The 26,067-nt window shown below is 56.8% G+C and carries 23 protein-coding genes, 1 tRNA gene and 1 riboswitch; of the genes, 10 read left to right on the top strand and 14 right to left on the bottom strand.

Annotation, left to right across the window (positions count from 1 at the left end; all coding sequences use genetic code 11):
- Positions 1-200 precede the first annotated feature (200 nt).
- Both parE and AC2FH9_RS08165 read left to right on the top strand, forming a co-directional pair.
- Positions 201-2,159: a DNA topoisomerase IV subunit B gene (gene parE / locus AC2FH9_RS08170; protein WP_496871208.1), complete on the top strand. Its 1,959-nt coding sequence runs from the start codon at positions 201-203 to the stop codon at positions 2,157-2,159.
- A complete protein-coding gene (locus AC2FH9_RS08165) occupies positions 2,152-2,835 on the top strand; it encodes a DUF2971 domain-containing protein (protein ID WP_496871207.1) in 684 nt (227 codons plus the stop codon). Before parE ends, AC2FH9_RS08165 begins: the two co-directional genes overlap by 8 nt.
- 179 nt (positions 2,836-3,014) lie before the next feature.
- On the opposite strand, the gene AC2FH9_RS08160 is transcribed toward AC2FH9_RS08165, so the two are convergent.
- The 9 genes from AC2FH9_RS08160 to AC2FH9_RS08120 all read right to left on the bottom strand — a co-directional run bounded on the left by AC2FH9_RS08160 (position 3,015) and on the right by AC2FH9_RS08120 (position 13,490).
- Entirely contained in the window at positions 3,015-3,785 is a 771-nt protein-coding gene (locus AC2FH9_RS08160) for an alpha/beta hydrolase (RefSeq protein WP_496871206.1), read from the bottom strand.
- A 59-nt stretch (positions 3,786-3,844) separates the two neighbouring features.
- On the bottom strand, positions 3,845-4,990 hold the full coding sequence (locus AC2FH9_RS08155) for an iron-containing alcohol dehydrogenase (protein ID WP_496871205.1): 1,146 nt from the start codon (positions 4,988-4,990) through the stop codon (positions 3,845-3,847).
- The gene (locus AC2FH9_RS08150) at positions 4,987-6,369 is read right to left on the bottom strand and encodes an aldehyde dehydrogenase family protein (protein ID WP_496749477.1); all 1,383 of its coding nucleotides are present in this window, start codon (positions 6,367-6,369) and stop codon (positions 4,987-4,989) included. The genes AC2FH9_RS08155 and AC2FH9_RS08150 overlap by 4 nt, the downstream gene beginning before the upstream one ends.
- A 130-nt stretch (positions 6,370-6,499) precedes the next feature.
- Positions 6,500-7,861 carry a glutamine synthetase family protein gene (locus AC2FH9_RS08145; protein WP_271947924.1) on the bottom strand — a complete coding sequence of 454 codons (1,362 nt, stop codon included), beginning with the start codon at positions 7,859-7,861 and terminating at the stop codon, positions 6,500-6,502.
- 57 nt (positions 7,862-7,918) lie between these two features.
- Positions 7,919-9,604, bottom strand: a complete 1,686-nt coding sequence (locus AC2FH9_RS08140; protein WP_496749476.1) for a Na/Pi cotransporter family protein — start codon at positions 9,602-9,604, stop codon at positions 7,919-7,921.
- 146 nt (positions 9,605-9,750) lie between these two features.
- Positions 9,751-10,785, bottom strand: a complete 1,035-nt coding sequence (locus AC2FH9_RS08135; protein WP_142632938.1) for a TRAP transporter substrate-binding protein — start codon at positions 10,783-10,785, stop codon at positions 9,751-9,753.
- Positions 10,786-10,837: 52 nt separating this feature from the next.
- A complete protein-coding gene (locus tag AC2FH9_RS08130) occupies positions 10,838-12,157 on the bottom strand; it encodes a TRAP transporter large permease (RefSeq protein ID WP_496871204.1) in 1,320 nt (439 codons plus the stop codon).
- Entirely contained in the window at positions 12,154-12,726 is a 573-nt protein-coding gene (locus AC2FH9_RS08125) for a TRAP transporter small permease subunit (RefSeq protein WP_496871203.1), read from the bottom strand. Before AC2FH9_RS08125 ends, AC2FH9_RS08130 begins: the two co-directional genes overlap by 4 nt.
- An 8-nt stretch (positions 12,727-12,734) precedes the next feature.
- A complete protein-coding gene (locus AC2FH9_RS08120; RefSeq protein ID WP_496700599.1) occupies positions 12,735-13,490 on the bottom strand; it encodes an N-formylglutamate amidohydrolase in 756 nt (251 codons plus the stop codon).
- Positions 13,491-13,646: 156 nt separating this feature from the next.
- Between AC2FH9_RS08120 and AC2FH9_RS08115 the strand changes: the two genes are divergently transcribed.
- A complete protein-coding gene (locus tag AC2FH9_RS08115) occupies positions 13,647-14,516 on the top strand; it encodes a MurR/RpiR family transcriptional regulator (protein ID WP_142632930.1) in 870 nt (289 codons plus the stop codon).
- Between the two features lie 838 nt (positions 14,517-15,354).
- Here AC2FH9_RS08115 and AC2FH9_RS08110 read toward each other — a convergent pair.
- Entirely contained in the window at positions 15,355-16,029 is a 675-nt protein-coding gene (locus AC2FH9_RS08110) for a TIGR04283 family arsenosugar biosynthesis glycosyltransferase (RefSeq protein WP_496871202.1), read from the bottom strand.
- A gap of 73 nt (positions 16,030-16,102) precedes the next feature.
- Between AC2FH9_RS08110 and ygfZ the strand changes: the two genes are divergently transcribed.
- On the top strand, positions 16,103-16,840 hold the full coding sequence (gene ygfZ / locus AC2FH9_RS08105) for a CAF17-like 4Fe-4S cluster assembly/insertion protein YgfZ (protein ID WP_496871201.1): 738 nt from the start codon (positions 16,103-16,105) through the stop codon (positions 16,838-16,840).
- 106 nt (positions 16,841-16,946) lie between these two features.
- Positions 16,947-17,885, top strand: coding sequence for an ABC transporter transmembrane domain-containing protein (locus AC2FH9_RS08100; protein ID WP_271947939.1), 939 nt, complete (start codon positions 16,947-16,949; stop codon positions 17,883-17,885).
- A 63-nt stretch (positions 17,886-17,948) separates the two neighbouring features.
- On the opposite strand, the gene efp is transcribed toward AC2FH9_RS08100, so the two are convergent.
- Positions 17,949-18,512 carry an elongation factor P gene (gene efp / locus AC2FH9_RS08095; RefSeq protein ID WP_142632922.1) on the bottom strand — a complete coding sequence of 188 codons (564 nt, stop codon included), beginning with the start codon at positions 18,510-18,512 and terminating at the stop codon, positions 17,949-17,951.
- A gap of 218 nt (positions 18,513-18,730) precedes the next feature.
- Here efp and AC2FH9_RS08090 point away from each other — a divergent pair, with 218 nt between their 5' ends.
- Both AC2FH9_RS08090 and AC2FH9_RS08085 read left to right on the top strand, forming a co-directional pair.
- A complete protein-coding gene (locus tag AC2FH9_RS08090) occupies positions 18,731-19,051 on the top strand; it encodes a DUF6280 family protein (RefSeq protein WP_108785849.1) in 321 nt (106 codons plus the stop codon).
- 204 nt (positions 19,052-19,255) lie between these two features.
- Complete coding sequence (locus AC2FH9_RS08085; RefSeq protein WP_281994393.1) at positions 19,256-20,713, top strand: cobyric acid synthase; 1,458 nt, start codon at positions 19,256-19,258, stop codon at positions 20,711-20,713.
- A 3-nt stretch (positions 20,714-20,716) separates the two neighbouring features.
- On the opposite strand, the gene AC2FH9_RS08080 is transcribed toward AC2FH9_RS08085, so the two are convergent.
- The 3 genes from AC2FH9_RS08080 to AC2FH9_RS08070 all read right to left on the bottom strand — a co-directional run bounded on the left by AC2FH9_RS08080 (position 20,717) and on the right by AC2FH9_RS08070 (position 23,676).
- The gene (locus tag AC2FH9_RS08080; protein WP_496871200.1) at positions 20,717-21,433 is read right to left on the bottom strand and encodes a hypothetical protein; all 717 of its coding nucleotides are present in this window, start codon (positions 21,431-21,433) and stop codon (positions 20,717-20,719) included.
- A 75-nt stretch (positions 21,434-21,508) separates the two neighbouring features.
- Complete coding sequence (locus AC2FH9_RS08075) at positions 21,509-22,927, bottom strand: TolC family outer membrane protein (RefSeq protein WP_496692410.1); 1,419 nt, start codon at positions 22,925-22,927, stop codon at positions 21,509-21,511.
- Between the two features lie 95 nt (positions 22,928-23,022).
- Complete coding sequence (locus AC2FH9_RS08070; RefSeq protein WP_281972387.1) at positions 23,023-23,676, bottom strand: protein-L-isoaspartate O-methyltransferase family protein; 654 nt, start codon at positions 23,674-23,676, stop codon at positions 23,023-23,025.
- A 228-nt stretch (positions 23,677-23,904) separates the two neighbouring features.
- Between AC2FH9_RS08070 and AC2FH9_RS08065 the strand changes: the two genes are divergently transcribed.
- The 3 genes from AC2FH9_RS08065 (at position 23,905) to cobW (ending at position 26,064) form a co-directional block, all read left to right on the top strand.
- Positions 23,905-23,978, top strand: a tRNA-Cys gene (locus AC2FH9_RS08065).
- 352 nt (positions 23,979-24,330) lie between these two features.
- A riboswitch (cobalamin riboswitch) is annotated at positions 24,331-24,537 on the top strand.
- Between the two features lie 94 nt (positions 24,538-24,631).
- Entirely contained in the window at positions 24,632-25,006 is a 375-nt protein-coding gene (locus AC2FH9_RS08060; protein WP_142632902.1) for a DUF1636 family protein, read from the top strand.
- A gap of 2 nt (positions 25,007-25,008) precedes the next feature.
- A complete protein-coding gene (gene cobW, locus AC2FH9_RS08055) occupies positions 25,009-26,064 on the top strand; it encodes a cobalamin biosynthesis protein CobW (protein WP_496871199.1) in 1,056 nt (351 codons plus the stop codon).
- The last annotated feature ends 3 nt before the right edge of the window (positions 26,065-26,067 follow it).

The raw sequence follows: 26,067 nt of genomic DNA, 5'->3' as shown, positions 1-26,067 counted from the left end.
CGGGTAGCTTTGCCTGACGTATTCGCTTGTATGTCTGTGCTTAGCCAAAGACAGACACCACAGAACGTCCAATTCCAAAGCATCGCTCCTACTCCTCGCGCTTCCAAGACCCAAACCATCCACAACACCTCGCGTCCCTCTTCCCCCGGACCACATCACCTGCCATAATAGGGGGAAACTCAAAAACAAGAGCAGCCCATATGCCCGACGATCTGTTGACGCCCGAAGCGACCAATACCTATGACGCCTCATCCATTGAGGTGCTCGAAGGTCTTGAACCTGTTCGCAAACGCCCCGGCATGTATATCGGCGGCACGGATGAGCGTGCGCTGCACCATATGGTCGCTGAAATCCTCGACAACTCGATGGACGAAGCGGTGGCAGGCCATGCCAACCGGATCGAGGTCGAACTGCACGCAGATTACGCCCTGACCGTGCGCGACAATGGGCGCGGCATTCCGATCGATCCGCACCCGAAATTCCCCGACAAATCCGCGCTTGAGGTCATCCTGTGCACATTGCACGCGGGTGGCAAGTTCTCGGGTAAGGCGTATCAGACCTCGGGCGGTCTGCATGGGGTTGGTGCATCTGTGGTCAATGCTTTGTCGGATTCCATGGTTGTTCAGGTGGCCCGGGACAAACAGCTGTTCGAACAACGCTTCTCGCGCGGAGTACCTCAGGGACCGGTTGAAAAGGTTGGTGCTGCCCCCAATCGGCGCGGCACCACTGTGACCTTCCATGCCGACCCCGACATCTTTGGCCACCACAAATTCAAACCCGCGCGGCTGTTCAAATCCATCCGCTCCAAGGCCTATTTGTTCTCGGGCGTCGAAATCCGCTGGAAAACCGCCATCGACGACGGCGAAACCCCCACCGAGGCGACGTTCCACTTCCCCGGCGGGTTGTCGGATTACCTCAAAGAGACGATGAACGGCTCTTCGACCTATGCCGACCAGCCCTTTGCCGGCACCGTGGATTTCCGCGAAAAATTCAACGCCCCCGGCAAGGTCGAATGGGCGATCAACTGGACCCCCTCACGCGACGGGTTCATCCAATCCTACTGTAACACCGTCCCCACGCCCGAAGGCGGCACCCATGTGGCAGGCTTCTGGGCCGCTGTCCTCAAGGGCATCAAAGCTTACGGCGAGCTGATCAACAACAAAAAGGCCGCGCAGATCACCCGCGACGACCTGGTCACCGGCGGCTGCGCCCTGGTGTCCTGCTTTATCAGCGAGCCTGAATTCGTTGGCCAAACCAAAGACCGCCTCGCCACGGTCGAAGCTCAAAGGCTGGTCGAAAACTCGGTCCGTGACCATTTCGACAACTGGCTGGCCGCGGATAACAAATCCGCCGGAGCGATCCTCGATTTCCTCATTCTAAGGTCCGAGGAGCGCCTGCGCCGACGGGCTGAAAAGGAAACACAGCGCAAGTCCGCCACTAAGAAACTTCGTCTCCCCGGCAAGCTGGTGGACTGTAGTAGTTCAACACGGGACGGAACCGAATTATTCATCGTCGAAGGAGATTCTGCGGGCGGATCTGCAAAAATGGGTCGCGATCGCAAAACGCAGGCCCTTTTACCCCTGCGCGGCAAGATCCTGAACGTGCTGGGCGCGGCCAGTTCCAAGCTGGGCACCAATGCCGAGATCAACGACCTGACCCAAGCGCTGGGGGTTGGCCTTGGCACCCGCTTCAACGTCGATGACCTGCGCTATGACAAGATCATCATCATGACCGACGCGGATGTGGACGGCGCGCATATCGCGGCGCTGCTGATGACCTTCTTCTTCACCCAGATGCGGCCGATGATTGACGCGGGCCACCTGTATTTGGCATGCCCGCCGCTGTATCGCCTGACCCAAGGCGCCAAACGCGTCTATTGTCTGGACGAGGCCGAGCGGGACGAATGGCTGGAAAAAGGTCTGGGCGGCAAAGGCAAGATCGACGTCTCGCGCTTCAAGGGTCTGGGTGAGATGGACGCCAAAGACCTGAAAGAAACCACGATGGACCCGGCATCCCGCAAATTGATCCGCGTCACCATAGACGAGGACGAACCCGGCGAGACCGGCGATCTGGTCGAGCGCCTGATGGGTAAAAAACCCGAACTGCGGTTCCAGTACATTCAGGAGAACGCGCGGTTTGTGGAGGAGTTGGATGTGTAGTGGAACAAAACGTCTCTACTACTTCACCGGTCCAGAGCACGCTTTAGAAAACGTTGAAATGCGTCGCTTGAAATTGTCGTTCCCAGATAAGGTGAACGATATCTTCGAGATGATGCCTTTTGACTTTGGCAAAGACAAAGCATCTAGAAAAGCCTGGAAGAAAGCAATCTCAGAGGTTTCACAGATTTCCGGGTTTATCTCTTTTAGTAGCGAATGGAACGGTCCATCTATGTGGGGGCACTATGCTCAATACCACAAAGGCGCTTGTCTTGGTTTCGAAGTCGCGCGCGAGATAGTTACGAAAATAAAATACAAAAAGAAGTTCGAGAAATTCAACTATGAGTTCTTTAAATCAAGCGGGCAGTTGTTGGACAAGGTGTCTTACGCTCAAAAAACAAAGAGTGTTCACTGGAAGTATGAAAAGGAATGGAGACTATACACTGGATTGACTACTGAAGAGAAAGAGCAAAAGCGCAATGGAACTACCTTGTTCTTTCGTTCTTTCAATCAACAACTGGCGCTCCGAGAGGTTATCATAGGCGCAGATTCGCCGTTAACTTCTCAGCAGTTTCAGAAGGCCCTCATTGGTTACGATCAAGTCGAAGTGAAGACCGCTAGACCATCGTTTCGTGGCTTTAAAATCGTAGAACAGCAGTCCACAAGATTGCAAAAGTAACATCCAATTTATCTCTGGATGAGACATTTACTTTCGTACATTTTGAGAACCTCGCGCCCGGCCCGAGGGTGGGTGCGGAACGCGCCTGCCCATGGGGGCGGGTCGGGCGCGTGCTTGATGCAAAGCATCAAGCAATGGATGTATAGCGCCACACATCTCCACACCCCGTAGACCGGGCTTCAGCCCGGCACCCCGTCCAACCACTCCGCAATCTGCCCGGCAGGCCCTTCCCACCCCGGCTCCATGAACAGAAAATGCGCGTGGTTTTCGACCGGCAGAAACGTCGCGCGGCCTCCGTAGAGCTTCGCCAGCGCACGGCAGGTGTTGGGGTTCACGGCCCGATCTTCCGACCCTGAGACGATCAAAACCGGGCAATCGACCTTGTCGATCTCGACCTTCATCGCGTGGTAGTCGTCGAACATCCAAAAGAACATCTCGAACATCACCCTGCCGCTTTCCGCGCCCAACTGGTCGAACACCGCGTGCTGCTGCGCCTCGGGCATCTTGTTCAATGCAAAGGGGGCCATCAGATCGAACTCAACCCGCATGGGCTGTTTCCAGAACGCCCCGCCTTCCATCAACGCGCGCGGCACGGCGCGTTCGTCGTCGGTTTCGGGCAGCGTGCCCCATGGCGCGTTCGGATTGATCAGAACGATGGCGCTGGCTAGCCCGCGCGCGGCCACCTGCTGCGCCACAACGCCCGCGATGGCATGGCCCAGAATAATCGGCTTGCTGTCCAGCCCCTGAACAAAGTCGGCAATGTCATTTGTATAGTCCGTCACGCTGGTGTCGGTCAGGCCCGGATCGGGTTCGGCCTTGGGGTCGCCGCCATGGTACCGCAGAGCAGGCGTGTGCACGGTCCAACCCCGGTCGCGGAAGAACCCCGCGTAATCGGCCATACACCACGGTCCGGCAAAGGCTCCGTGGATCAGAACAATCTCTTTGGTCATGGAAACGCCCCCTCACCTGCCTTCACTATGAGAGATGAGGGAGCGGATCGGCAAGAGGCTTACAGCGCCGCTTTGAACAGCGCCGTCAGGTTGTCCTCGGTCAGTTCAATCGGGTTGCCGCCGCAAGAGGGATCGATGATCGCCCCCTTGACCAGTTCGGGGATTGCCGCATCGGTCACTTTCATATCCGAGAGTTTGCGGGGGATATCCAGCGAGTCATTAAACTCCTGCACAAAGGCGCGGAACCCGTCAAAGCCTCCATCGATGCCCAGATAGGCCGCGGCCTGCTGGAACCGGTCGGCGATGGCGGGGGCGTTGAACTCTAGCACCGCGGGCATACAGACCGCGTTGGTCGTCCCGTGATGGGTGTTGAACACCGCGCCAATCGGGTGGCTCATCGCGTGGATCGCGCCGAGGCCCTTTTGAAAGGCCGTGGCCCCCATGGCTGCCGCGCTCATCATCTGGGCACGGGCTTCGATATCGGTGCCATCGGTATAGGCGCGCGGCAGGTAGTCCTTGACCAGCCGCATCCCCTCGAGCGCGATGCCGTGTGACATCGGGTGGTAATGCGGGCTGGAGAACGCCTCGACACAATGGGCAAAGGCGTCCAAACCGGTGCCCGCGGTGATGAATTTCGGCATCCCCACGGTCAGTTCCGGGTCACAGATCACCACGGTTGGCAGTACCTTAGGGTGAAAGATGATCTTTTTCGCGTGGGTTTCCGAATTGGTGATGACGCTGGCGCGCCCGACCTCGGACCCGGTGCCAGCGGTGGTTGGAACCGCAATGATCGGCCCGATGACATCAGCATCTGCGCGGGTCCACCAGTCGCCAATATCTTCGAAATCCCAGACCGGGCGCGTCTGACCGGCCATGAAGGCCACCATCTTACCCAGATCCAGCCCCGAGCCACCGCCAAATGCGATCACCCCGTCATGATCGCCTGCCCGATACGCCGCAACGCCAGCCTCAAGGTTCTTCTCATTAGGGTTCGGGTCCACTTCGCTAAACAGGCCACGCCCCAGACCCGCAGCCTCAAGAATATCCAGCGTCGCCGAGGTGATCGGCAGATCAGCTAGCCCCTTGTCCGTGACCAGCAGAGGGCGTTTCATTCCGGCGGCAGCGCAGGCTTCGGGCAGTTCCTTGATGCGGCCAGCGCCGAATTTGATCGCGGTCGGATAAGACCAGTTTCCAGACAGGCTCATGGTGTCACCTTCTTCAGATGGTAGGATTTGGGGCGGGTAAGGTTGTGATAGCCGATGACAGAAAGACCTCCGCCACGCCCGGTATTCTTGCAACCGGTCCAGCACAGGCCCGGATCCAGATAATCGGCGCGGTTCATGAAGACGGTGCCAGTTTCAATCTGGTCCCCGACCTGCGCGGCCCGGTCCACGTCGCGGGTCCAGAGGCTGGCGGTCAGGCCAAACTCGCTGTCATTCATCAGCGCGATGGCTTCGTCATCCGACGACACTTTCATGATACCAACTACGGGGCCGAAACTCTCATCCCGCATCACCCGCATGTCGTGTGTGACATTGGTCAGGATTTGCGGGGTCAGATATGCCCCCCCATCATCCTCGGGGAAAGTGTCGATATGGGTAACTGCGCCATCCGCGACTGCCTCGGCAATCTGCGCGCGGACCTCATCGGCAAAGCGTACACTGGCCATCGGTCCAATCGTCGTCTCTGCATCCAGCGGATTGCCCAGCTTATAGCCCTGAACAATCTCAACCGCTTTGGCAACGAACGCATCATACAGGCTTTCGTGCACATAAATCCGCTCAATCCCGCAGCAGCACTGGCCCGCGTTGAACATCGCACCGTCGATCAGCGTATCAACAGCTGCGTCCAGATCGGCGTCGTCCATGACATAGCCTGGATCCTTGCCGCCCAACTCGGTACCGACCCCGGTGAATGTGCCCGCCGCCGCACGTTCCATCGCCTGACCACCACCGACCGAGCCAGTGAAGTTCACGAAATCAAACGCATTTCCAGCGATCAAATCGTTAGTCACATCATGACTCAGGAACACATTCTGGAACACATCCTCAGGAACACCTGCCGAATGGAAAGCCTGCGCCATCCGCTCACCCACCAACAAGGTCTGGGTCGCGTGTTTCAGCACCACGGTATTGCCCGCAATCAACGCCGGGGCCACCGTATTGATCGCAGTCATGTACGGGTAGTTCCAGGGCGCCACGACAAAGACCACCCCGTGCGGAATGCGTTTGATATAGCGCCTGAAGATCTCATCCTCGCCCACCGCAATATCGGCCAGTGCACCCTGCGCGATCTCGGCCATATGGCCGGCGCGCTCGTTGAACCCGCCGAACTCTCCGCCGTAGCGCACTGGCCGCCCCATCATATGGGCCAATTCGAGCACGATTTCGTCATTCATCGCACCAACAGCGGCGACACCCGCCATCACAAGATCAATTCGCTCTTGTATTGGGCGTGCTGCCCAGGCTGTATGCGCTTCCCTGGCCCGCGCAGCCACCTCAAACGCTGCTTCGCGCGATAAGGTTTCGCGCTCAGCATAAACCGATCCATCGATCGGCGAGATGCATTTCAACATCTGCCCCATCTCCATTCCATCCTCTAAAAAGCAGAATCTCCTGCTTTATCTGGCCAACACAAACCTCGGGGGCCGTCATTGATGCGCCATTGGTTCAAGCACCAATAGCGGCAGGCAGGGCCCCCAACTTCGTCCACCCTCAGGCCCGTTCGAACCCGCGGGCAATTTCCCAATCAGTAACCACGCTTTCGAATTCCTCGATTTCTACCTCGGCGGCGCGCGCATAGTGATCAACAACTTCGTCCCCCATAGCGGCCCGCAACATGGTTGAGCCAAGCAGGGCATCCCGCGCAGCGGGCAGGTTGCCGGGGATCATGCCGGACTCGCTCTGATACGCATCGCCTTTGGTTGGTGGTTCAAGCTCCAACCCCTCCTCGATGCCTGCGATACCCGCCGCCAACATACCAGCAATCGCCAGATACGGGTTCATATCCGAGCCCGGAATACGGCATTCCACGCGAACCGATTTGGTTCCATCACCACACAGTCGGAAACCGGCGGTGCGGTTGTCGACCGACCAGATGATCCGCGTCGGCGCAAAACTTCCTTTTTGGAAACGCTTGTAGCTGTTGATGTAGGGGGCCATGAAACACGTATAATCGGCAGCGTATTTCAACAACCCGGCCATATAGCTTTTCATTACTGCCGACATGCCGAGCGGATCTTTTTCGTCGAAAAAGATTGGCCTTCCCTCAGACCACAGCGACTGATGCACATGGGATGAACTACCAACCTTGTCATGATGCCATTTCGGCAGGAACGTGGCCGCATGCCCGTGCTGCCAGGCGATTTCCTTCACCGCATTCTTGGCGATCGAGTGATACTCGGCCGTTTCCATGGCGGCGGCGTATTTGATGTTCAATTCTTCCTGACCGGTCTCGGCCTCGCCCTTCGTATTCTCGACCGGGATGCCCGCGTTCCACAAATGATTGCGGATGGGACGCATCACATGCTCTTCCTTGGTGGTCTGCAGGATATGATAATCCTCATTATAGCCCGAGATCGGCGCCAGATCGCGAAACCCTTCCTTGCGGATCTGGTCAAAGCTCTTCTCAAACAAAAAGAACTCCAACTCAGTGGCGCACATCGCGTCGTAACCCATGGCTTTCAGGCGTTTGACCTGTTTCTTCAGGATCGACCGGGGCGCGTGCGGAACCTCTTCATGCGTGTGGTGATCCAGAACATCGCACATCACCATCACCGTGCCCTCAAGCCACGGCACCGGGCGCAAAGTGCTGAGATCAGGTTTCATGACGTAATCGCCATAGCCCCGCTCCCAGCTGGTCGAGGCATATCCGTCAGGCGTGCCCATTTCCAGATCTGTCGCCAACAGATAATTGCAGCAATGGGTCTCTTGCCAAGCGCCTGCCACAAAGTGACCGGCGTGAAACCGTTTGCCCATCAGCCGCCCCTGCATGTCCACCATGCAAACAAGAACGGTGTCTACTTCACCTGCTTCAACCTTGGTTTTGAGGTCCGCCAACACAACATCATGGCCCATCATGTTCATCCTTCATCACAATCGGGCCCACCGCGCCCCTGTTCCCATCGACGGCCGTTAGTCTTCGGCCGCTTCTTTCTCCATTTCCATAACCAGCCGCGTTTCCAGAACCTGTCCGCTTTTGTAGAGGATCGGATAGGCGATGGCCGCGATATGGCCGTGCAGATCGCGCATAGCGCGCAGTGCCTCCAGATGCAGATCGCTGGACTGGAAACTTTCCGTTTGACCACGCTCCAGCCGCTTTAGATGCGCCTTGCGGCTGTCGCGGGACATCCTTTTGATCTCGGCCTTGTCCAGAACAAGACGGCGGGCACAGTCGACGTCATCCACCAACAAAACGTGTCGCGCCAGCGAAAAACTTTCCAGAATGGTGGCGTGTAAATCCTTGAGTTCTTTCCACCCCTGGGCGGAAAACTCGGCCCTTTCCATGTGTTTAATCTTTGCTGAACGCGTCATTCTGTTCGACACGACATCTCCAGCGGCCTCGAGCCGAATAGCGTATTCCACCAAACCACGGGCGGCCTTGATCTGAGACTTGCTCATATTCTGCCGCGGCAACCGCGCGACAAAGCGTCGGATTTCCGTCAACTGGGCGTTTACCATTTCATCCTGCTGCGACAGGGCGGCAATGGTATCAATGTCGTCACGCTCATAGATATCCAGCACCGGGCGGAACATGCGTTCGACCTGCGTGACCATCTGCAACAATTCGTGGCGCACCGAGGACATCGCAACATCAGGGCCTGTGGCACTGGGGTCGCCTAGCGGATTAAGAGCACCCGAGAACTGATCTGCCACACCAGATTCAGGGTCGGTCTCGGGCATGAGCAATGCCATCGGCGCTTCCATCCGGGTGACGAATCCGGTTGCCAGCAGAAACACCACGAGGTTGAAACCGATATGGGCAAAGATCAACGATTGCCCCGGCCCGCTGATCATCAATGCGGCATGGGTCCCGGTGACGTTGACAGCAAACAGCATCACAAGCGCCGCACTGCCGCGCAGCAACAGGTTGGCTATCGGTATCCGGCGGGCCGAAACGATCTGGTCGCGCGTCAACCAGATCGGAATAAAGGCCGAGCCCAAATTTGCCCCCAATACCAACGACAAACCCGCCGCGAATGGGATTGCCCCGATCTGTACCAGCGTCACGCACATCAGGATTGTCGCAACCGAGCTGTGCATGACAAAGGCAAGCACAGCTCCAACGATGAAGGCACTGAAATAGTCGCTTTCAAGATAGCCCGCGATGGCCGGCAAAAAGGCGCTTTCGCGGATCGGATCGACAGCATCGCGCAAAAATTGCAGTGATACCAAAATGAAGGCTACACCCAGAACAATCCGCCCCATCAGGCGAACATTTGCCCGATCAGATTTGAGGTAGAGCCACCCGCCCAGCGCCAGCAACACCGGCTGCAACCATCCCAAATCATAAGACAGTATCTGAATGACCAGAGCCGATCCCAGATCGGCCCCCAAAACCCCCGCCAGGGCGATGCCAAAACTGACCATTCCGGCCGCCGCAAACCCTGTCAGCAAAACCGCCACGGCGGCTGAACTTTGCAGGATCGTAGCCAGAACCATACCCGCGCCACCGGCGACAAAACTGTTTGAATGTCGGGTCAAAAGCGATTGAAATAGCGCGCCAAATCGCCGCTCAATCCCCGTACGAACCAGGCGAACGGCGAAAAGCAGCAACATGGTTGCGGCAAAAATCTCGATCAGAAAACCAGCGATGGCCATGTGTTCATACCCCGTCCGACCGGTGAGCAGCACTGTGCATCCGGTTTCGCATCTCTGTTATTGGGATTGATATGAACATAAGAGGTGTCGCCAGGTGATGTCCAAACCCGACGCGAGAGGAGTTACCCGCGTCGGGAAGTTGCTTATTATCCGTAACGATAAGGCCGTCCGGCCTTGAGCATGTCGGCGTTGTATTGCTTGAATATCTCAACAACCCTCGCCTTGATCTCAGATTCTGCCGCAATCTCATCCCAGAATGCGATTGCCGCGCCTTCGACCTGTGCCCATTCCTCATCTGGGATCGTGGTCAGCTGCATCTTGTCGCCATTGACCCGCAAGCTGGCCTCGCCGCCCCAGTACCACCACTGGCGGTAGTAATGCGACTGATCACAGCAAACACGGAACAGCGTTTGCAGATCTTCCGGCAACTCGTTCCAGCGATCCATGTTGGCAAAGAAAGACCCGGCCCAGGCGCCTGAGATGTTGTTGGTCAGGAAGTAGTTGGTCACATCCGCCCAGCCGACAGTGTAATCCTCGGTGATGCCCGACCATGCGATGCCGTCCAACTCGCCGGTCTGTACGGCGACCTCGATATCTTCCCATGGCAGTGTAACTGGTACCACACCGAACTGGCTGAGGAAGCGACCCGCTGTTGGGAAAGTGAAGACACGCTTGCCTTGCAGATCCGCCAGGCTGTTGATTGGGTCCTTGGTGGCGAAATGGCACGGGTCCCAGGCGCCCGCCGAGATGTGCTTGACCCCGACTTTCGAGTATTCTTCGTCCCAGATTTCGTTCAGACCGTACTGATTGAACAGAACCGGTACATCCAGCGAATAGCGCGAGGCAAACGGGAAATAGCCGCCGAACACTGTGACATCGGTGGGCGACGCCATCGAGTCATCATCGGACTGTACCGCATCAATGGTACCTTTCTGCATGGCACGGAACAGTTCGCCTGTCGGAACAAGCTGGTCAGCATAGAACAGCTCGATTTGCATCCGGTCACCGGCAATCTTGTTGAACATCTCGATTGCCGGGTCGATCACATGCGCAGCCAGCGCAGGACCGGCATAGGTCTGCATGCGCCACGTGATCGTGCTTTGAGCCAGCGCCGGTGCGGCCAGAGGTGCGGCTGCGACCCCTACCCCGGCGGTTTTCAGAAACTTACGTCTTGTCGTCATGTCAATTTCCTCTCTGTTGAAGTGCTTCGTGCCTCTTCGAAAGGCATTCTTGTTAATTTCCATAGACATAGCCGGGCAGCCAAAGAGCCAGTTCCGGGAAGATCATGATAATCGTAAGCGCCAGAACCATCACGGCGACGAACGGAAAGATCGAGCCATAGATATCCCTCAGCGTGATTTCTGGTGGGGCCATCGCGCGCATCAGAAATAGGTTATAGCCGAAAGGCGGTGTCATATAGGCGATCTGTGTGGTGATCGTGTACAGAACCCCGTACCAAATCAAGTCAAAGCCCAGCGCACCAACCAGCGGTACATAAAGCGGTGCCACAATCACCAGCATCGCGGTGTCGTCCAGAAACGTGCCCATGACAATAAAGCTGAGCTGCATCAGGATCAGGATCATCCAGGGTGACAGGCCCAACTGGTCGGTAAACAAGTTGTCGATTGCCTTCACCGCACCAAGCCCGTCGAAAACCGCGCCAAAACCAAGTGCTGCAAGGATGATCCACATGAACATGCACGATATCGCCAGCGTATGCTTGGTACAGGTTTCAATAATCGCCCAGGTCATTCGACGTTTGGCCACCGAAACCACCAATGCCGCCAGCGCTCCGATGGCCGAACTTTCAACCAGTGACGTCCACCCGTTCACAAAGGGCACCATCATTGCAGCGAAGATAATCAGCGGCAACGCACCCGCGCCCAGCAACCGGAATTTCTCGGCCCGCGGAACCTCGTGCGCGTCTTTCATCGCTGGACCAAGCTCGGGCTGAATGCGGCAGCGGATCCAGATGTAAAGGATGAACATACCAGCCATCATCAGCCCGGGCACGATCCCCGCCAGCCATAACTGTCCCACAGGTTGACGGGCGATCATCGCATACAGCACCAGAACCACCGAAGGTGGTACAAGAATACCCAGACTGGACCCGGCCTGAATGACACCGGTCACCATGGTTTTGTCGTACCCGCGTCTCAACAGTTCAGGCAAAGCAATCGTGGCTCCAATAGCCATCCCGGCCACACTGAGGCCATTCATGGCAGAAACCAAGACCATCAAACCAATCGTCCCGATGGCAAGCCCGCCATTCACCGGCCCCATCCAGACATGGAACATGCGATACAGGTCATCCGCCAGCCTGCTTTCGCTGAGCACATAGCCCATGAAAATGAACATTGGCAGGGTCAGCAGCGGATACCACTTCATCAGCTTCATCGCGGCTGAAAATGTGATGTCCTGCCCTCCGGTTCCCCACAATGAAAGCGCCGCGATCGTCGCAACCGCACCGATCGCACCAAAAACGCGCTGACCTGTGAACAGCATCAGCATCATCAACGCGAACATGAAGATGGCGATATATTCCTGGCTCATGCCCGCTGTACCCCGATTTCCTGCCCGTTGATCCGCGCAATGTCTTTGAAAAATTCCGAGACTGCCTGCAGCAACATCAGGAAGAAGCCGAAAACCATGATGGATTTGACCGGCCAGATATACGGCCGCCACGCGGTCGAGGAACGTTCAAGCCGACCGATCTCTTCACTGCCGGTCAGCAGTCCGGTGAAGTAGGAAACGGGTTCGTCGCCCCAATAACCAAGGCTGTACGCCGTCGATCCAAGCCCACCGTAGAACAGCACACCCAGATAGAGGATCAGCAAAAGCACGGTGAACGCATCGAACCACGCTTTTCGTTGGGGGCTCCAGTTGTGGTAAAACAGGTCCATGCGCACATTCGAACCCAGCTGGATCGAATATGGCCCACCCATGATGTAATAGGTCACCATCGCAAACTGTGCCATTTCAAGTGTCCAGAGCGACGGTAGGAAGAAGGTCTTTGATATCGAAGACCACAGCAGGATGCCCATCATGACAAACAGGCACCACATCATGACCCGCCCGATCCGATAGTTGATCGCATCCACGATACGGACATATGCGCTCATTGCTTTGATCACGCTGACGCCCCTTCCTGAAAATCCGACAGAACACGCGCTATCCAGGGCACCAGGCAATCGGCCATCTCTGCCTGCTGCTTAGGCGTGCGGATCAAGTCATTGCGGATCTCGATCATCACGTTCAGCAAGCGGTGAGGCAGCGCCTGGGTATCCAGTGTATGAGCTACTCCATCCGCCGCAGAATAAGGCTCATTCAGCCTGATGATAAAGGGGCTGCCGATAGCTCCGTCAGCCATCATCGCTGTGGCAAACTGGTTGTCCACACCGTGCAGAATACCCAGTTCGACCTGCCGTTTCTGCCCCAGATAGATCGGCGTGAAACTGTGGATTGTCACCATCAACCTAAGTGAAGCGCTGTGCTGATCGATCAAATCCGACAGAGCGGCGCAAAACGGCTGATACACGTTTTCGATTCTGACCATTCGCTGCTCGGGCGACATGTTGATGTTCGCCGGGATTTCGTAATCCTCGCTGCGGATCGGCATTGCACCCGCCGCCTCGGGCGGGCGATTGCAGTCATAGACCAGCCGAGACACCCCGCCATGGACCAAAGGTGCTGACATGCGTTTGGCCATAGCCTGCGCCACGGCCAGTGCGCCTGGATCCCAGGCAATATGACTTTCGCGTGCTTCAGCGCTTAACCCCATATCACCCAGAAAAGCCGGGATACGATTAGACGCATGTTCGCACACCAGCACGACCACAGGCGCATTGCCCGCCAAATCCGTATGAACAACTTTGCCGAAGTCCAATCTACCGTCCTGCGATTCCAAAATGAGACATTGTGGAAAAATTTCCACAGACCGCATCATCCTGTCAATATTTTTTCTGTATAAATTTTTCCAAGCTTGATCTTGCTGAAAAATTATTCACATTATGGTCTGGTCGCATAATAGGAGGACACGCCAGTGCGGGTGACAGACAGGCTTCTGGCCCATCGGGACAAGATGACCCCGTCTGAACGGCAACTGGTCAGCGTTCTGCTGGATGATTACCCGATGGCCGGGCTGGGTAGTATTACCGAATTGGCCAGTACCGCCTCAGTCTCGACCACTACGGTTGCACGGATGCTGCAAAAGACCGGTTTTGACGGATATCCTCAATTTCAGGCCGCGCTGCGTGGTGAGGTCAAAGAAATGATCTCGGGGCCAGTAGCCAAACGTGATGTCTGGCAGAATGACCTGCCCGAAGAACATATCCTCAACCGCTATTCCCAGCGTTCTCTGGCCAACCAGAAGCGCACAATCGACGAGATCGACCCCGACGAATTCGATAGCTTCTGCAGCCTGCTGAGCGATCAGAACCGGCGTATTTTCATCACCGGTGGCCGCATTACCGGAACACTGGCGCAATACCTGTATCTGCACCTGCAAATGATCCGACCGGATGTCCGCCTGTTGCCGGTCGCCGCATCCTGGACCCATGATCTGTTGGACGTGCGTCAAGGGGATGTGCTGATCGCGCTGGATGTCCGGCGCTATGAGAATGCGAGCCTACTGATTGGTCAGCTCTGCCACGAGCGCGGGGCCGAAATCGTGCTGTTGACCGATCAGTGGCGCTCGCCAATCCACCGGCTGGCCAAACACACATTCGCGGCGCGCATCTCGGTGCCTTCTGCCTGGGATTCGATGGCTGCGATACTGACCCTGATGGAATGCGCCATAGCCGAAGTTCAGGAACGGCTTTGGGATTCGGTCAAAGATCGCACGGTCGAACTGGAACAGGCCTTTGATCGCACCAAGCTGTTTCGGAAATTCGGTCAAAGTTCGGGCTCTTAGCTTCGGATTGTTCCAAAACTACAACTGCCCGTGAGGAGTGTTGCCACTTGACCGGCGGTTGGTCACTTTGTTTCCATGACATTTATTACCGAAAACCAGCTGCCGCTGCTGATTCTGTTTTTTCTGATCGGCACAGTTGGCACAGCGTTCCTGTTTCGCAAACCAGCCGGGCATCGCGCATGGAAACTGGCTGATCTGGTCTGGGTGGTTCTGGGCGGGGTCGGCGCATTGGTTGCGGTGATGGCCGGGCTTTATACAGCGGACAGTTCCCGTCTGGACCGGCAGATTGACGTTGCCTATGCCGCAACACTTGCCTTTGACCGCGACGCCGCGCGGTTTCGATTGCGGTTCTGCGACCCAGCCTATGACAAGGATATCGGAGCGCTGTGCGAAAAAGTTGAGTTCCTTTCAGCCTCAACCGCAAGCAACGCTGACCTGCCCTTGTTTATTGCCGTAACAAACGAAGTCGCCCCTCTGAGGGGGCTACAATTCCTGTTTGGACGGCAGGCCCAGGAAGAGCGTGATGACATGCGCGCGATGACATCGAAGGTGCACTCATTCGACGTCGACCAGTTTCTGGTGTTCACAACGCTGGATGACCCGACACAGGAAGCTATCGACAATCTGCGCAGGAAAATTCCCGCAATCGCAGGCGACTATTTGATCTTGGCCCAAAGTTACGATGACCTTGTCACTCAAGTCGGCAAGCTTAAGGATGAATGGGAGTATTTGCGGGAAAACGGGCATATTCTGGTGCTTCAGATCATTGCGCTGTGCCTTGTCAGCTTTGCCGCCCCGTTCCGGCTGGGCAAATCCATTGTCGAACTCAGAACGACGCTTACTGCCGGTACGCCCGCGCCAACCGCTCGGGATCAGCGCCCAGAAGATAGCGGATCAGAGTCCACAGATTCCGACCACCACGACGCAACCACCCCGCCCGTTCATACCGGTCCGCGCTCGTAAAGGCGCGGGCGGACAACAGCGTGATGCGGTGCAACTTTTTGGCAAGCGCCACGTCCTCCATCAAGGGCTGGTCCGGGAAGCCGCCTGCATCTTGATATTCAGAACGCCGGACTAGCATGCCCTGGTCACCATAGGGCAACCCAAAGATCCGGCTACGAAGATTGGCCCATCCGGCAACCCAGGATGGCGCAAACCCCGCGGCCACAAAGGCCAGTCTGAACGCCGCAGGTCGCCCCGAGGGCAGATGATCCCGCACAACATTGCTCCACCCGTCCTGCAAAACCGTATCCGCATGAAGTACCAACAGCCAATCGGCTTTGGCGGCTGCACAGCCACGGCGCAGCTGCCCCCCGCGCGAGGCTTCTCCGGTCACGATCCTGGCCCCGGCATTCTCGGCGATTTCATGGGTTTTGTCGGTAGAGCCTGCGTCCGACACAATCAATTCGTGGATCAACCCTGCGCGCAGCCCCTCCATCAGCGCTCCAAGTGTAGCAGGCAAGGTTTCGGCCGCGTTCAGGGTTGGAATTACAATACTGATCGGTGCCGGCACGTCGGATATCCTCTGGTCTTATGAGCGATTTCTCATATATCACGAGCACCATGGAAAAGACGAGGACTCTGCCATGCCCAATCGCCGCATTCTGCGCCTAACCGGTGCCGACGTTGACAGCTTCTTGCAGGGGCTGGTGACCAATGACATTGCCGGGCTTGATCGGGGTCTGGTCTATACGGCGCTGCTGACCCCACAAGGCAAGTATCTGGCCGATTTCTTTCTGAAACGCGAGGGCGACGATATCTTGCTGGACGTCGCCGAGGTTATTGCCGACGGGTTGATCAAACGTCTGAGCATGTACAAGCTGCGCGCCGACCTGACGATCGAAGCCAGCGGCCTGAATCTGCAACGCGGCACTGGCCTGGCACCCGATGGGGCCCTGCCCGATCCGCGCCATTCAGATATGGGCTGGCGCGCATATACCGAAGATGCCGAAAGCGAGGACGGAACCGATTGGAACGCGATCCGCGTGCTCCATTGCATTCCCGAAACCGGAATCGAACTGACCGAAGACAGTTATATTCTGGAATCAGGGTTCGAGTTGCTGAACGGCGTTGATTTCAAAAAAGGGTGTTATGTCGGTCAGGAAGTGACCGCGCGCATGAAACACAAGACCGAGCTGCGTAAAGGGCTGCGCACGGTAAATGTCGCGGGCACCACGCCTGTCGGAACCGAAATAACTGCTGACGGGAAATCCGTGGGGCGCCTGTTTACCCAAGCGGATGGCCAGGGGATCGCATATCTCAGGCTCGACAGGGCCAAGGGTGATATGCAGGCGGGCGACGCGACCGTGCGCCTGAAGGAATGAAAATTCTCGAATACAGCCTGGTCATGGCCCCGCCAGCCCCGGAACCATTTGATCCGCCCAGCACAGGCTGCCAAACTAGGTTTGGTTCAGTGATCCGGGTGAGTTGATGTTTCGTCTGTATAAAGCAATTTGGCGTGCCAGTTCCGCCCGGCAGATCATCCTTATCATCCTGTCTATTGCGGTTGCCGCTCTGGCAGCCGTCCCGCTGGAGTTTCAGCGCGATATCATCAACCACCTGACCTCGGACGATGTATCTGTGGACCGAATGATCCTGCTTGGTGCGGGTATGATGGTGGTTATCTTGCTGAGCCTGGGGCTGAAATGGCTGCTCGGCTATCGGGCGGGGACATTGGGCGAGGATATGATCCGCCTGATCCGGCAAAGGCTGCTGGTCCGGTCCGCCGATCTGGATGAAACCGGCGAGACCATGCGCAAGGGGACCATGACTACCGCCATTTCTGCCGAAGCAGAAGAGCTGGGTAAATTCGCAGGCGGTGCCTTTTCCGACCCGGTGGTCCAAATCGGCACTCTGATCAGCGTGATTGGCTATATCTCGTCTACACAGCCGGGGTTGGGTTTGATCGCTTTTTCGATGGTCGCGCCGCAGATCATCATCGTTCTGGTTTCGCAACGCAAAGTGAACGTCTTTGTCGCCGAACGCGTTCGTATACTGCGCCGCGCCACCGACAGTTTGACAGCAGAAAAGATTGACGCGGCCGCGCACGAGATCGAAGCGGAATTCGACAAAATCTACGAAACTCGCAGAAAGATGTTCATCTGGAAGCTCTCGGCCAAATTCCTTCTAAGCGTGATCAACGGCGCCGGGACGGTTGGGGTTCTGATGCTGGGTGGCTGGCTTGTCCTTCAGGGCAGAACCGATGTCGGCACAGTTGTTGCCGCCACCAGTGGGCTCAGCCGCATTCAAGGCCCCACGGCTTTTCTGATCGCCTATTATCGCCAGGTCAGCGCAAACCGGATCAAATTCGAACTGATGCTCGAACTATTTGGCCCGAACCCAGAAAAATACCGACGCGTCAAAGACTAAAAATAGAAAGAACCGCGCAGCGCGGGCTGTCGCGGTTCTCGTTGTCTTGAAGCAGAAGTGCAGTTACGCGCGTTCCGAATAGTCCATGGTTTCAGTATTCACCACGATCATTTCATCTTGGCCCACAAATGGTGGCACCATGACTTTTACACCATTGTCCAGAACGGCCGGTTTGAACGAGTTCGCAGCGGTCTGACCTTTGACCACAGGCTCGGTCTCGACGATCTTGCACGTCACTTTCTGTGGCAGTTTGGCGTTCAGTGCCTCACTTTCGTAAAATTCTACGACGATAGTCATGCCGTCCTGCAGAAACGGGCGGCGATCACCCAACAGATCAGCGGACAGTTCGATCTGCTCATAGGTCTCGGAATCCATGAACACCAACATGCCGTCGGATTCGTATAGAAACTGCTGGTCTTTCTGTTCCAGGCGAACACGCTCGACCTTGTCAGCTGAGCGGAAACGTTCGTTCAGTTTGGAACCATTGCGCAGATTGCGCAGTTCGACCTGTGCAAAAGCCCCGCCTTTACCGGGCTTTACATGATCAACTTTGACAGCGGCCCATAGCCCATCGTTATGCTCAAGCACATTGCCGGGGCGAATTTCGTTCCCATTTATCTTGGGCATGACTTAAATCCTTCACAAACGGTTGATGCGTCAGTCGCGCACCCTATATCTGGCGTGGCCGCACCTGACAAGACAACGACACCTTGTGCTGCAGCCGCAGCAAGCTATGCGCGTGACGCAACGCAACTATGCACATTAGGTGTATCCGAATCGCACTTAATAGGTCATAAGAACCGTCACGCCGAAAATGCAAGAGCAAGAACAACAAGGAAGACGAGATGAGAGATTTCGTTGACGGCACCGCCTTTAACAATGAGCAAGGCAACCGTGCTCGTAAACTTTTCGCAGCCGTCGTTTTGGCTGCGCTGGATGATGCTATCGCCGACGACAAAAAGTATGGCAATGGCCCAGAACAGATCGCCCGCTGGGCACGCTCGCGCGATGGGCGCGAAGTGCTGTCTTGCGCGGGTATCGACCCAAATGAACGGGTTGTCAGCGGATTGATGGATTTCGTTGGTCGCGGTGTGCGTACTTCGGTCGCTCTTTCGCGCGAAGAAAGCGAGCGCCGCAACGCCGCCCAACAGGCCGAAGCCGCCTGATCACAGACACGAGTCTGTTTGAAAAAACGCGCCTCCTATTGATGGAGGCGTGTTTTTTTGTTGCATAGACCCCGAATATGAATTCCGGTGCGAAACTGCGCCCTCACCCGATGACTGAAAAATGATGACAATGCCACGTCATCCGGGGCTTTCCCTTCACCGTTAAATCAGGTCATCTGCGCGTTAGCTTACAGGAGACTCGGCATGGTTCGCGCCATCATGATTCAGGGCACAGGCAGCAATGTTGGAAAATCGGTTCTGGTGGCCGGATTGGCACGCGCCTATACGCGCCGAGGCCTACGGGTTGCCCCGTTCAAACCGCAGAACATGTCGAATAACGCCGCAGTAACCGAAAATGGTGGCGAGATCGGGCGCGCGCAAGCCCTACAGGCGTTGGCGGCACGACGCGCCACACATACGGATATGAACCCGATCCTTTTGAAGCCTGAAACAGATACAGGCGCGCAGATCATCATTCAGGGCAAACGCGCCGGAACGATGCAGGCTGGCGATTACCGCAAGGATAAATCCAAGCTGATGACAGCCGCGCGCCAGAGTTTTGACCGGCTCTGCACCGACGCTGATCTGGTGTTGGTTGAAGGGGCCGGAAGCCCCGCCGAGACCAACCTGCGTCAGGGTGATATTGCCAATATGGGCTTCGCCTGCGCCGCGGGTGTGCCGGTCGTACTTGTCGGCGATATTCACCGAGGTGGGGTAATTGCTCAGATCGTCGGGACTCAGGCCGTGCTGGATGCTGGCGATCTGGCAATGATCCGAGGCTTTGCCATCAATCGCTTTAAGGGCGATGTATCCCTATTCGACGAAGGTCGCGATGACATCGCCGCTCGAACAGGCTGGGCCTGTATCGGTGTTGTGCCTTGGTTCGACGATGCCTGGAAGCTGCCAGCCGAAGATATGATGGATATCCGGTCCCACAGTGGCGGTTCCTGTAAGGTTGCAGTACCTCAGTTGGAACGGATGGCCAATTTTGATGATCTTGATCCGCTATCGGCAGAGCCTGGCATCACGGTCGAGATCGTGCCCGCTGGCCGCGCGCTGCCCGGCGACGCCGATCTGGTCCTGCTTCCCGGAAGCAAATCAACCATTGGCGATTTGGCTTACTTTCGTGCGCAGGGCTGGGATATCGACCTTTATGCCCATGTGCGACGTGGCGGTCACGTGTTGGGATTATGCGGTGGCTACCAAATGCTAGGTAACACCATTGCTGATCCCGATGGTGTGGACGGGCGGCCAGGTACAGTCGATGGATTGGGGCTGTTGGATGTGGATACCGTTATGGTCGGTGAGAAAAAGGTGACCCTACGGACTGCACGCGCCCTGCCGGGGCACCAACCGCTAACCGGATATGAGATCCATATGGGCCGCACCGAAGGCAATGATTGCACCCGCGCCTGGCTGGAGGTCGAGGGCCGCCCGGAGGGCGCAGCTGATCGGACTGGCCGGATACGCGGAAGCTACCTACACGGTATATTCTCATCCGATCAATTTCGGGCCGACTACCTACAGCTTTTGGGAGTCTCTTCCACCCTGCACTATGAGGACGGTGTCGAAGATACGCTTGATCGTCTGGCCGACCATCTGGAACGACATATGGATCTGGATCGCTTGCTGGAACTGGCTGAAACGCCGATTAAAGGCTGACTCTCACTCGGCTTTTTGCTCGGCCAACGCACGGTAGATCTCGCGGCGAACCATTTTTCGAACGTTCCGCGTAATGCGTTCACCCAGTACGCCCTGCAGTTCTTCACGAACAACCTGCGCAATCAAAGAGCGCAAGCCATCGTCATCAAGCCGGGACATGGCAGCATCTGCTTCTGAACCTGTTGTATCCGCGGCAGCCGATACCTCTGGGTCCCGTACAAAAACTGCCTTTTCAACAGTCTCAGTCTCTGCATCTTGGGCTTCGTCTTGGGGTTGCCATTCCAACGGTTGATTTGGCGTTCCGGAATAGGCATCTACGCTGTCACCGTCGGGCTCCCACTGATCTTCGGTCCGGGCGATCGCGGCTTCCAGCGCCTCAATTTTGGCACTTAGACTTTTGGCTATGCCCTCTTCCGCAACTGGATCAGGTGAATGCTCTGTAGCCGACTCCGCTTCATCACCCGCAACAACATCGCAGGCGCGCAAAAGCATCGGTTTCACCGATTTTTCAGCGCTGTACTCAGCATCCAGCTTGAAAGGCTGCGTCTCGACACCTGTTTGCTCGCCAACCCTGAGCGCATCAGTCAGAACAAGCCGCCCTGGCTTTCGCTCTGACTTGGAACGCACCAGATCGGGAACTTTTCGACCTTCTTCGCTGACCAGCCGCTTGACCGATGACAGTACGTCTTCGATCCCGGAGTTCACGACATTGTCTGTCATTGTTTTCTACCGCTCTAACCTCAGGTCCGAGTGTAGCCAAACAATGCAGACCTCACAACAGGCAGTATTGGGTGTTTAATCCCGACGCAGTGCTTTCAGGACCCGATCCAGATCTTTGCTCTGCTTGCTGACCTGCGCGGGGGCTTTCTTCACCAGATTATAGTAAAGGGTCGGATCGTAAATCTGAACCGCCAGACCCAAACGCTCGGCCGTGAGCAAACCTTGGGCCTGCAGCAACTGATAAGCCGCCAGAGATCGCTCGGTTCTGGAAGCAATTTCGGCAAGCTGCGCGTCCAGCAAATCCTGCTGAGCAGCCAGCACGTCCAGAGTGGTCCGCGCACCCAAAGTTGCCTCTTCGCGGATACCATCAAACGCAACTTCCGAGGCGCGCACACGTTCCGAAGAGGCCCTCAGGCTTGCGCTTGCAGTTTGAAACCGGACATAGGCATCAGACACACCCTGCGTAATGTTCTTTTGCACATTCAGCAGATTGGCACGTGACCCATCCCGCGAGGCCATTGCGCGGCGCACGCTTGCCGCGAGTCGACCACCCGCATAGATCGGCTGGCTGAAGTTCAGCGAGATACTCGCATCATTCACATAATCGTCGTCATCATAGCTCTCGGTGACGCCCGCATCAGCGTTCAGGCTGACATTCGGACCCAGGCCCGCGCGCTGCTGCTGCACGACCAGATCAAGGGCGCGCACCTGATGCTGGGCGGACAGAATGGATGGGTGATTGCGTTGGGCCAGGCTGACGGCCTCGCTCTGGGACCGGGGCAAGTTTGGCAGGCTGGGCTGACCAGCAGTACGGCCCGGCAGTTTGCCAACTGCGTTCACATATTCCGCCTGAGCAGTGCTCAGATCGCCGCGCGCATTCGCCAGATCGGCCTGCGAGCTTGCAAGCTGAGCCTGAGACAATGCGACGTCTGTGCGGGTAACTTCCCCAACTTCGAAACGATCCTGCGAGGCGCGAAGCTCTTCTGCGGACAGTTCAACGTTGTTTTGACGAATCGATACGGTCTCTTCCTGCAGCAGAACACTCAGGTAAGCGGTCGCCGCGCGGAACAGGACCTGCTGTTCGATATCGATCAGCGCCTGCCGGGTCGACAGCACCGTTTCCTGCGCTGATTGCTTGCCCAGAATCGAGGCTCCGCCATCGTATAAAAGCTGGCTCAGCGTCAGGCCCGAGAAGAAGTTCGAAGGATCAACACTGTTCGTAACACCACTGTTTCTGCTGCGCGTATAGTCTTGGCTAACCGCGACGGTCCAGTTGATAATAGGGCGCAAAGCCGACAGCGCGATCGCCACATCCTCGTCCGCAGCCCGCAGCAGCGCCCGGTTCTGTTCCAGCAAACCGCTGGTATTATAAGCTCCGATGAACGCATCGGTCAGGTTATCGGCCCAAACCGCCTTACCGGGCAACGTGCCCAGAGCAATACCCGCAGTCACTGCCAGAGTCCTGACCAGCTTGCCTCCTGCTGCAAAACGCATGGCGAAATCCTCTCAAATCAAAATAACGCAGCCCTCAGGGCAGTTTGCGTCTTTGTGTTGAACTAATCAAGGCAGCAGATAAATCTGCCCGCCGACTATAGCGAAAATGCACTCTCGGCCGAGAAAGCCTTCAGAACAGGTGCACTGGCGTTGAATGCCTGGCGCCAGGTAACGCGATCGCCTGATTTGTGGCCTATACGGACGGTCCCAAGATCACCTTCCATGAACAGGCAGGCGATACGCCCATGATCCTTAAGCTGGTCAATCAATGCAGACGGAACCTCTTCTACACCGCCCTGGATCATGACCACGTCATAAGGCCCATGCTCGGCAGCGCCCTCATCCAGCGGCCCCACGTGAACGACCACATTATCCGCGTCAGCCTCCATCAGCAGAGTTTGCGCTTCGGCAGCTAGCGCTTCATCCGCTTCCACCGCTACGACCAACTGCGCCATACGGGCTGCAACAGCCGTCGAATATCCCAGCGCCGGAGCAATATCCAGAACAACCTCATCATTGGTAATGTTCAGCACATCCAACATCTTGGCCAGTGTTCTCGGTTCCAGAATGCAGCGTCCAGCCTCAAGTTCTATCATACCCTCGACATAGGCGGCTTCGCGTTGCGCGTCTGGCACAAAATTCTCGCGCTTGACGGACAGCATGGCATCAATGATCGGGAACTTGGTAACGTCCGAAGGCCGGACCTGCGTATCGACCATGGTGCGGCGGCGGGCTGCGAAATCTGTCATTGGATCGCTCATTCATTTCCCAAGGTTGATGGGCTTGTGCCACATCCCGGGCAAACCAGCAACGGCCCGCAAGCGGAAACTTTCGTCTGTCGTGAAGATTTTAGAGTGATCCGAATGGGTGATCCAATTTTCAGTACCTCAAATTTAGACCGAACCCACTGGACGCCCCGGATTAAAGCTGCTAAAACGCCTGTCACACCACGGCAAGTATTTGATATTACTTGAAAAGGCGAGTTGGCGGAGTGGTGACGCAGCGGATTGCAAATCCGTGTACACCGGTTCGATTCCGGTACTCGCCTCCAATACTTTCAAACAGTTGCTTCGCATTCGGTTTTTTCGAGCCTGCGACACGCCGTCTCGCCACTGCAGTGCTCTGCTGAGTGAAGCTTGACACCGGATTGATCAGAAGGCGGTGAACTCACTGGCTCGGCCGGTAAATTTGACCGCTCTATCGAATCCACGCGATATGCCCTTTGAAGTAACTGGCCCGCGAATCCTTTCGTCTGGATATCTTCGAGGCGCAAAGCCCAAACTCGCCTGCCGTCATTTTGCATGTGGCTGACCAAACATGCCGCTGACAGGCATTGGCAGGTCGCTTTTCCATTCTCGATGATTACCGTGCGTTTGCCGCGCTTGACAAGCCCCCTGCCCGTGCCGCATGTCCCATCCGTTGGTGTCTGCACATGCAGATGAAAAGGGAATGCGTCAGCGGTCATCCGTCAAACGCAGCCGCCCCCGCGACCGTGACCGGAGAGGGTGCCCAAAGCCACTGGCCAGACGGGCCGGGAAGGCGGGACATCTGCCAGAGGCCAGCCTCTGACATCCGCAAGCCGGGAGACCTGCCAACATCCGAAGTTGAAACCGGACGGGGTGATCCGGTGTCGGGCCCATGTCGCAATACGTGGCCCGCATGAAACCCCGTCCCCCGCGAAGAGGATTTGGGGGGATGAGAGACATGACCGAGACCACACCGGTTGAACTGCTGGTGTGCACGACCTGCCGCCGCGGCCTGCCCGTCGAGAATGATGCAGATCGTCCTGGGGCGTTGCTGCACAAGGCGTTGGAGCAGGCAGAACTTCCTGATGGCGTCACTTTGAAGGCAGTAGAATGCCTTTCAAATTGCGATCAGGGCTGCTCGATTGTGCTGCGTGGCGGACCGAAACGTTGGACCTTTGTCTATGAGCATCTCGATGAAACCGATCATGTCGAGACCATTGTTGAAGGCGCGACCAAATATCTCGCGACCCAAGATGGCCTCGTTAAATGGCGCGAACGTCCTGAACATTTCCGCAAAAACTGTGCGGCCCGCATTCCCCCGATTGGAGCTTAGATATGAGCAATCTCGAAAAACTGCCCGTCACTGTGATCACCGGCTTTCTGGGCTCGGGAAAGACCACGCTGGTGCGTCATCTGATGCAGAACCCGCAGGGCAAGCGCCTGGCCATTGTGGTCAACGAGTTTGGAGATGTTGGCGTCGATGGCGAAATCCTCAAATCCTGCGCGATCCCCGATTGCCCGGCGGAAAACATTATGGAATTGGCCAATGGATGCATCTGCTGCACCGTGGCAGATGATTTCATCCCGACCATCGAGGCGCTGATGGCGCTAGAGCCGCGCCCCGATCACATTCTGATCGAAACCTCTGGCTTGGCCCTGCCCAAGCCGCTGCTGAAAGCGTTCGACTGGCCGGATATCCGCTCGAAAATCACCGTGGATGGCGTAATTGCTCTGGCCGATGCCGAAGCTGTGGCCGCCGGTCGCTTTGCCCCGAATGTCGCTGCGGTGGATGCCCAGCGCCTGGCCGATGACTCGATTGATCACGAAACGCCGCTATCCGAGGTGTTCGAGGACCAGATCTCCTGCGCCGACATCATTCTGCTGACCAAGCCTGATCTTGCTGGCCCCGAGGGGGTCGCCAAGGCCAAGGAAATCATCGCGGCAGAGGCTCCGCGCCCGCTGCCCGTGGTCGAAGTGGCCGAAGGCGCTGTGGATGTACGTGTTGTGCTGGGGCTTGAGGCCGCTGCTGAAGATGACATGGAGGCACGTCCCAGCCATCACGATGGCCACCACGATCACGAGCATGATGATTTCGAAAGCATCATTGTCGAGCTGCCGGAACAGACCGATCCGGCCCAGTTGGTCGCCAATATCGAACGTCTGGCGAATGAACTGAACATCCTGCGGGTCAAAGGCTATGCCGCTGTTACCGGCAAACCCATGCGCCTTTTGGTGCAGGCAGTCGGGGCCCGTGTGCGTCATCAGTACGACCGCCCGTGGGAGCCAGGTGAAGAGCGTCGCTCGCGTCTGGTGGTCATCGCCGAGCATGACGACATCAAAGAGGCTGAAATCCGCGAAATCCTCGTGGGTGTAACCGAGGCCGCCGAGTAAGCC

This window comes from Ruegeria sp. CDSC081 (genome assembly GCF_059610485.1).
This window is presented reverse-complemented; position numbering and strand designations above follow the sequence as displayed.

Bases quoted from the DNA above. Each gene is read 5' to 3' on its own strand.
- parE (WP_496871208.1), top strand. From the start codon at position 201: ATGCCCGACGATCTGTTGACGCCCGAAGCGACCAATACCTATGACGCC.
- AC2FH9_RS08165 (WP_496871207.1), top strand. From the start codon at position 2,152: ATGTGTAGTGGAACAAAACGTCTCTACTACTTCACCGGTCCAGAGCAC.
- AC2FH9_RS08160 (WP_496871206.1), bottom strand. From the start codon at position 3,785: ATGACCAAAGAGATTGTTCTGATCCACGGAGCCTTTGCCGGACCGTGG.
- AC2FH9_RS08155 (WP_496871205.1), bottom strand. From the start codon at position 4,990: ATGAGCCTGTCTGGAAACTGGTCTTATCCGACCGCGATCAAATTCGGC.
- AC2FH9_RS08150 (WP_496749477.1), bottom strand. From the start codon at position 6,369: ATGGGGCAGATGTTGAAATGCATCTCGCCGATCGATGGATCGGTTTAT.
- AC2FH9_RS08145 (WP_271947924.1), bottom strand. From the start codon at position 7,861: ATGGGCCATGATGTTGTGTTGGCGGACCTCAAAACCAAGGTTGAAGCA.
- AC2FH9_RS08140 (WP_496749476.1), bottom strand. From the start codon at position 9,604: ATGGCCATCGCTGGTTTTCTGATCGAGATTTTTGCCGCAACCATGTTG.
- AC2FH9_RS08135 (WP_142632938.1), bottom strand. From the start codon at position 10,785: ATGACGACAAGACGTAAGTTTCTGAAAACCGCCGGGGTAGGGGTCGCA.
- AC2FH9_RS08130 (WP_496871204.1), bottom strand. From the start codon at position 12,157: ATGAGCCAGGAATATATCGCCATCTTCATGTTCGCGTTGATGATGCTG.
- AC2FH9_RS08125 (WP_496871203.1), bottom strand. From the start codon at position 12,726: ATGAGCGCATATGTCCGTATCGTGGATGCGATCAACTATCGGATCGGG.
- ygfZ (WP_496871201.1), top strand. From the start codon at position 16,103: ATGCCCAATCGCCGCATTCTGCGCCTAACCGGTGCCGACGTTGACAGC.
- AC2FH9_RS08100 (WP_271947939.1), top strand. From the start codon at position 16,947: ATGTTTCGTCTGTATAAAGCAATTTGGCGTGCCAGTTCCGCCCGGCAG.
- efp (WP_142632922.1), bottom strand. From the start codon at position 18,512: ATGCCCAAGATAAATGGGAACGAAATTCGCCCCGGCAATGTGCTTGAG.
- AC2FH9_RS08090 (WP_108785849.1), top strand. From the start codon at position 18,731: ATGAGAGATTTCGTTGACGGCACCGCCTTTAACAATGAGCAAGGCAAC.
- AC2FH9_RS08085 (WP_281994393.1), top strand. From the start codon at position 19,256: ATGGTTCGCGCCATCATGATTCAGGGCACAGGCAGCAATGTTGGAAAA.
- AC2FH9_RS08080 (WP_496871200.1), bottom strand. From the start codon at position 21,433: ATGACAGACAATGTCGTGAACTCCGGGATCGAAGACGTACTGTCATCG.
- AC2FH9_RS08075 (WP_496692410.1), bottom strand. From the start codon at position 22,927: ATGCGTTTTGCAGCAGGAGGCAAGCTGGTCAGGACTCTGGCAGTGACT.
- AC2FH9_RS08070 (WP_281972387.1), bottom strand. From the start codon at position 23,676: ATGACAGATTTCGCAGCCCGCCGCCGCACCATGGTCGATACGCAGGTC.
- AC2FH9_RS08060 (WP_142632902.1), top strand. From the start codon at position 24,632: ATGACCGAGACCACACCGGTTGAACTGCTGGTGTGCACGACCTGCCGC.
- cobW (WP_496871199.1), top strand. From the start codon at position 25,009: ATGAGCAATCTCGAAAAACTGCCCGTCACTGTGATCACCGGCTTTCTG.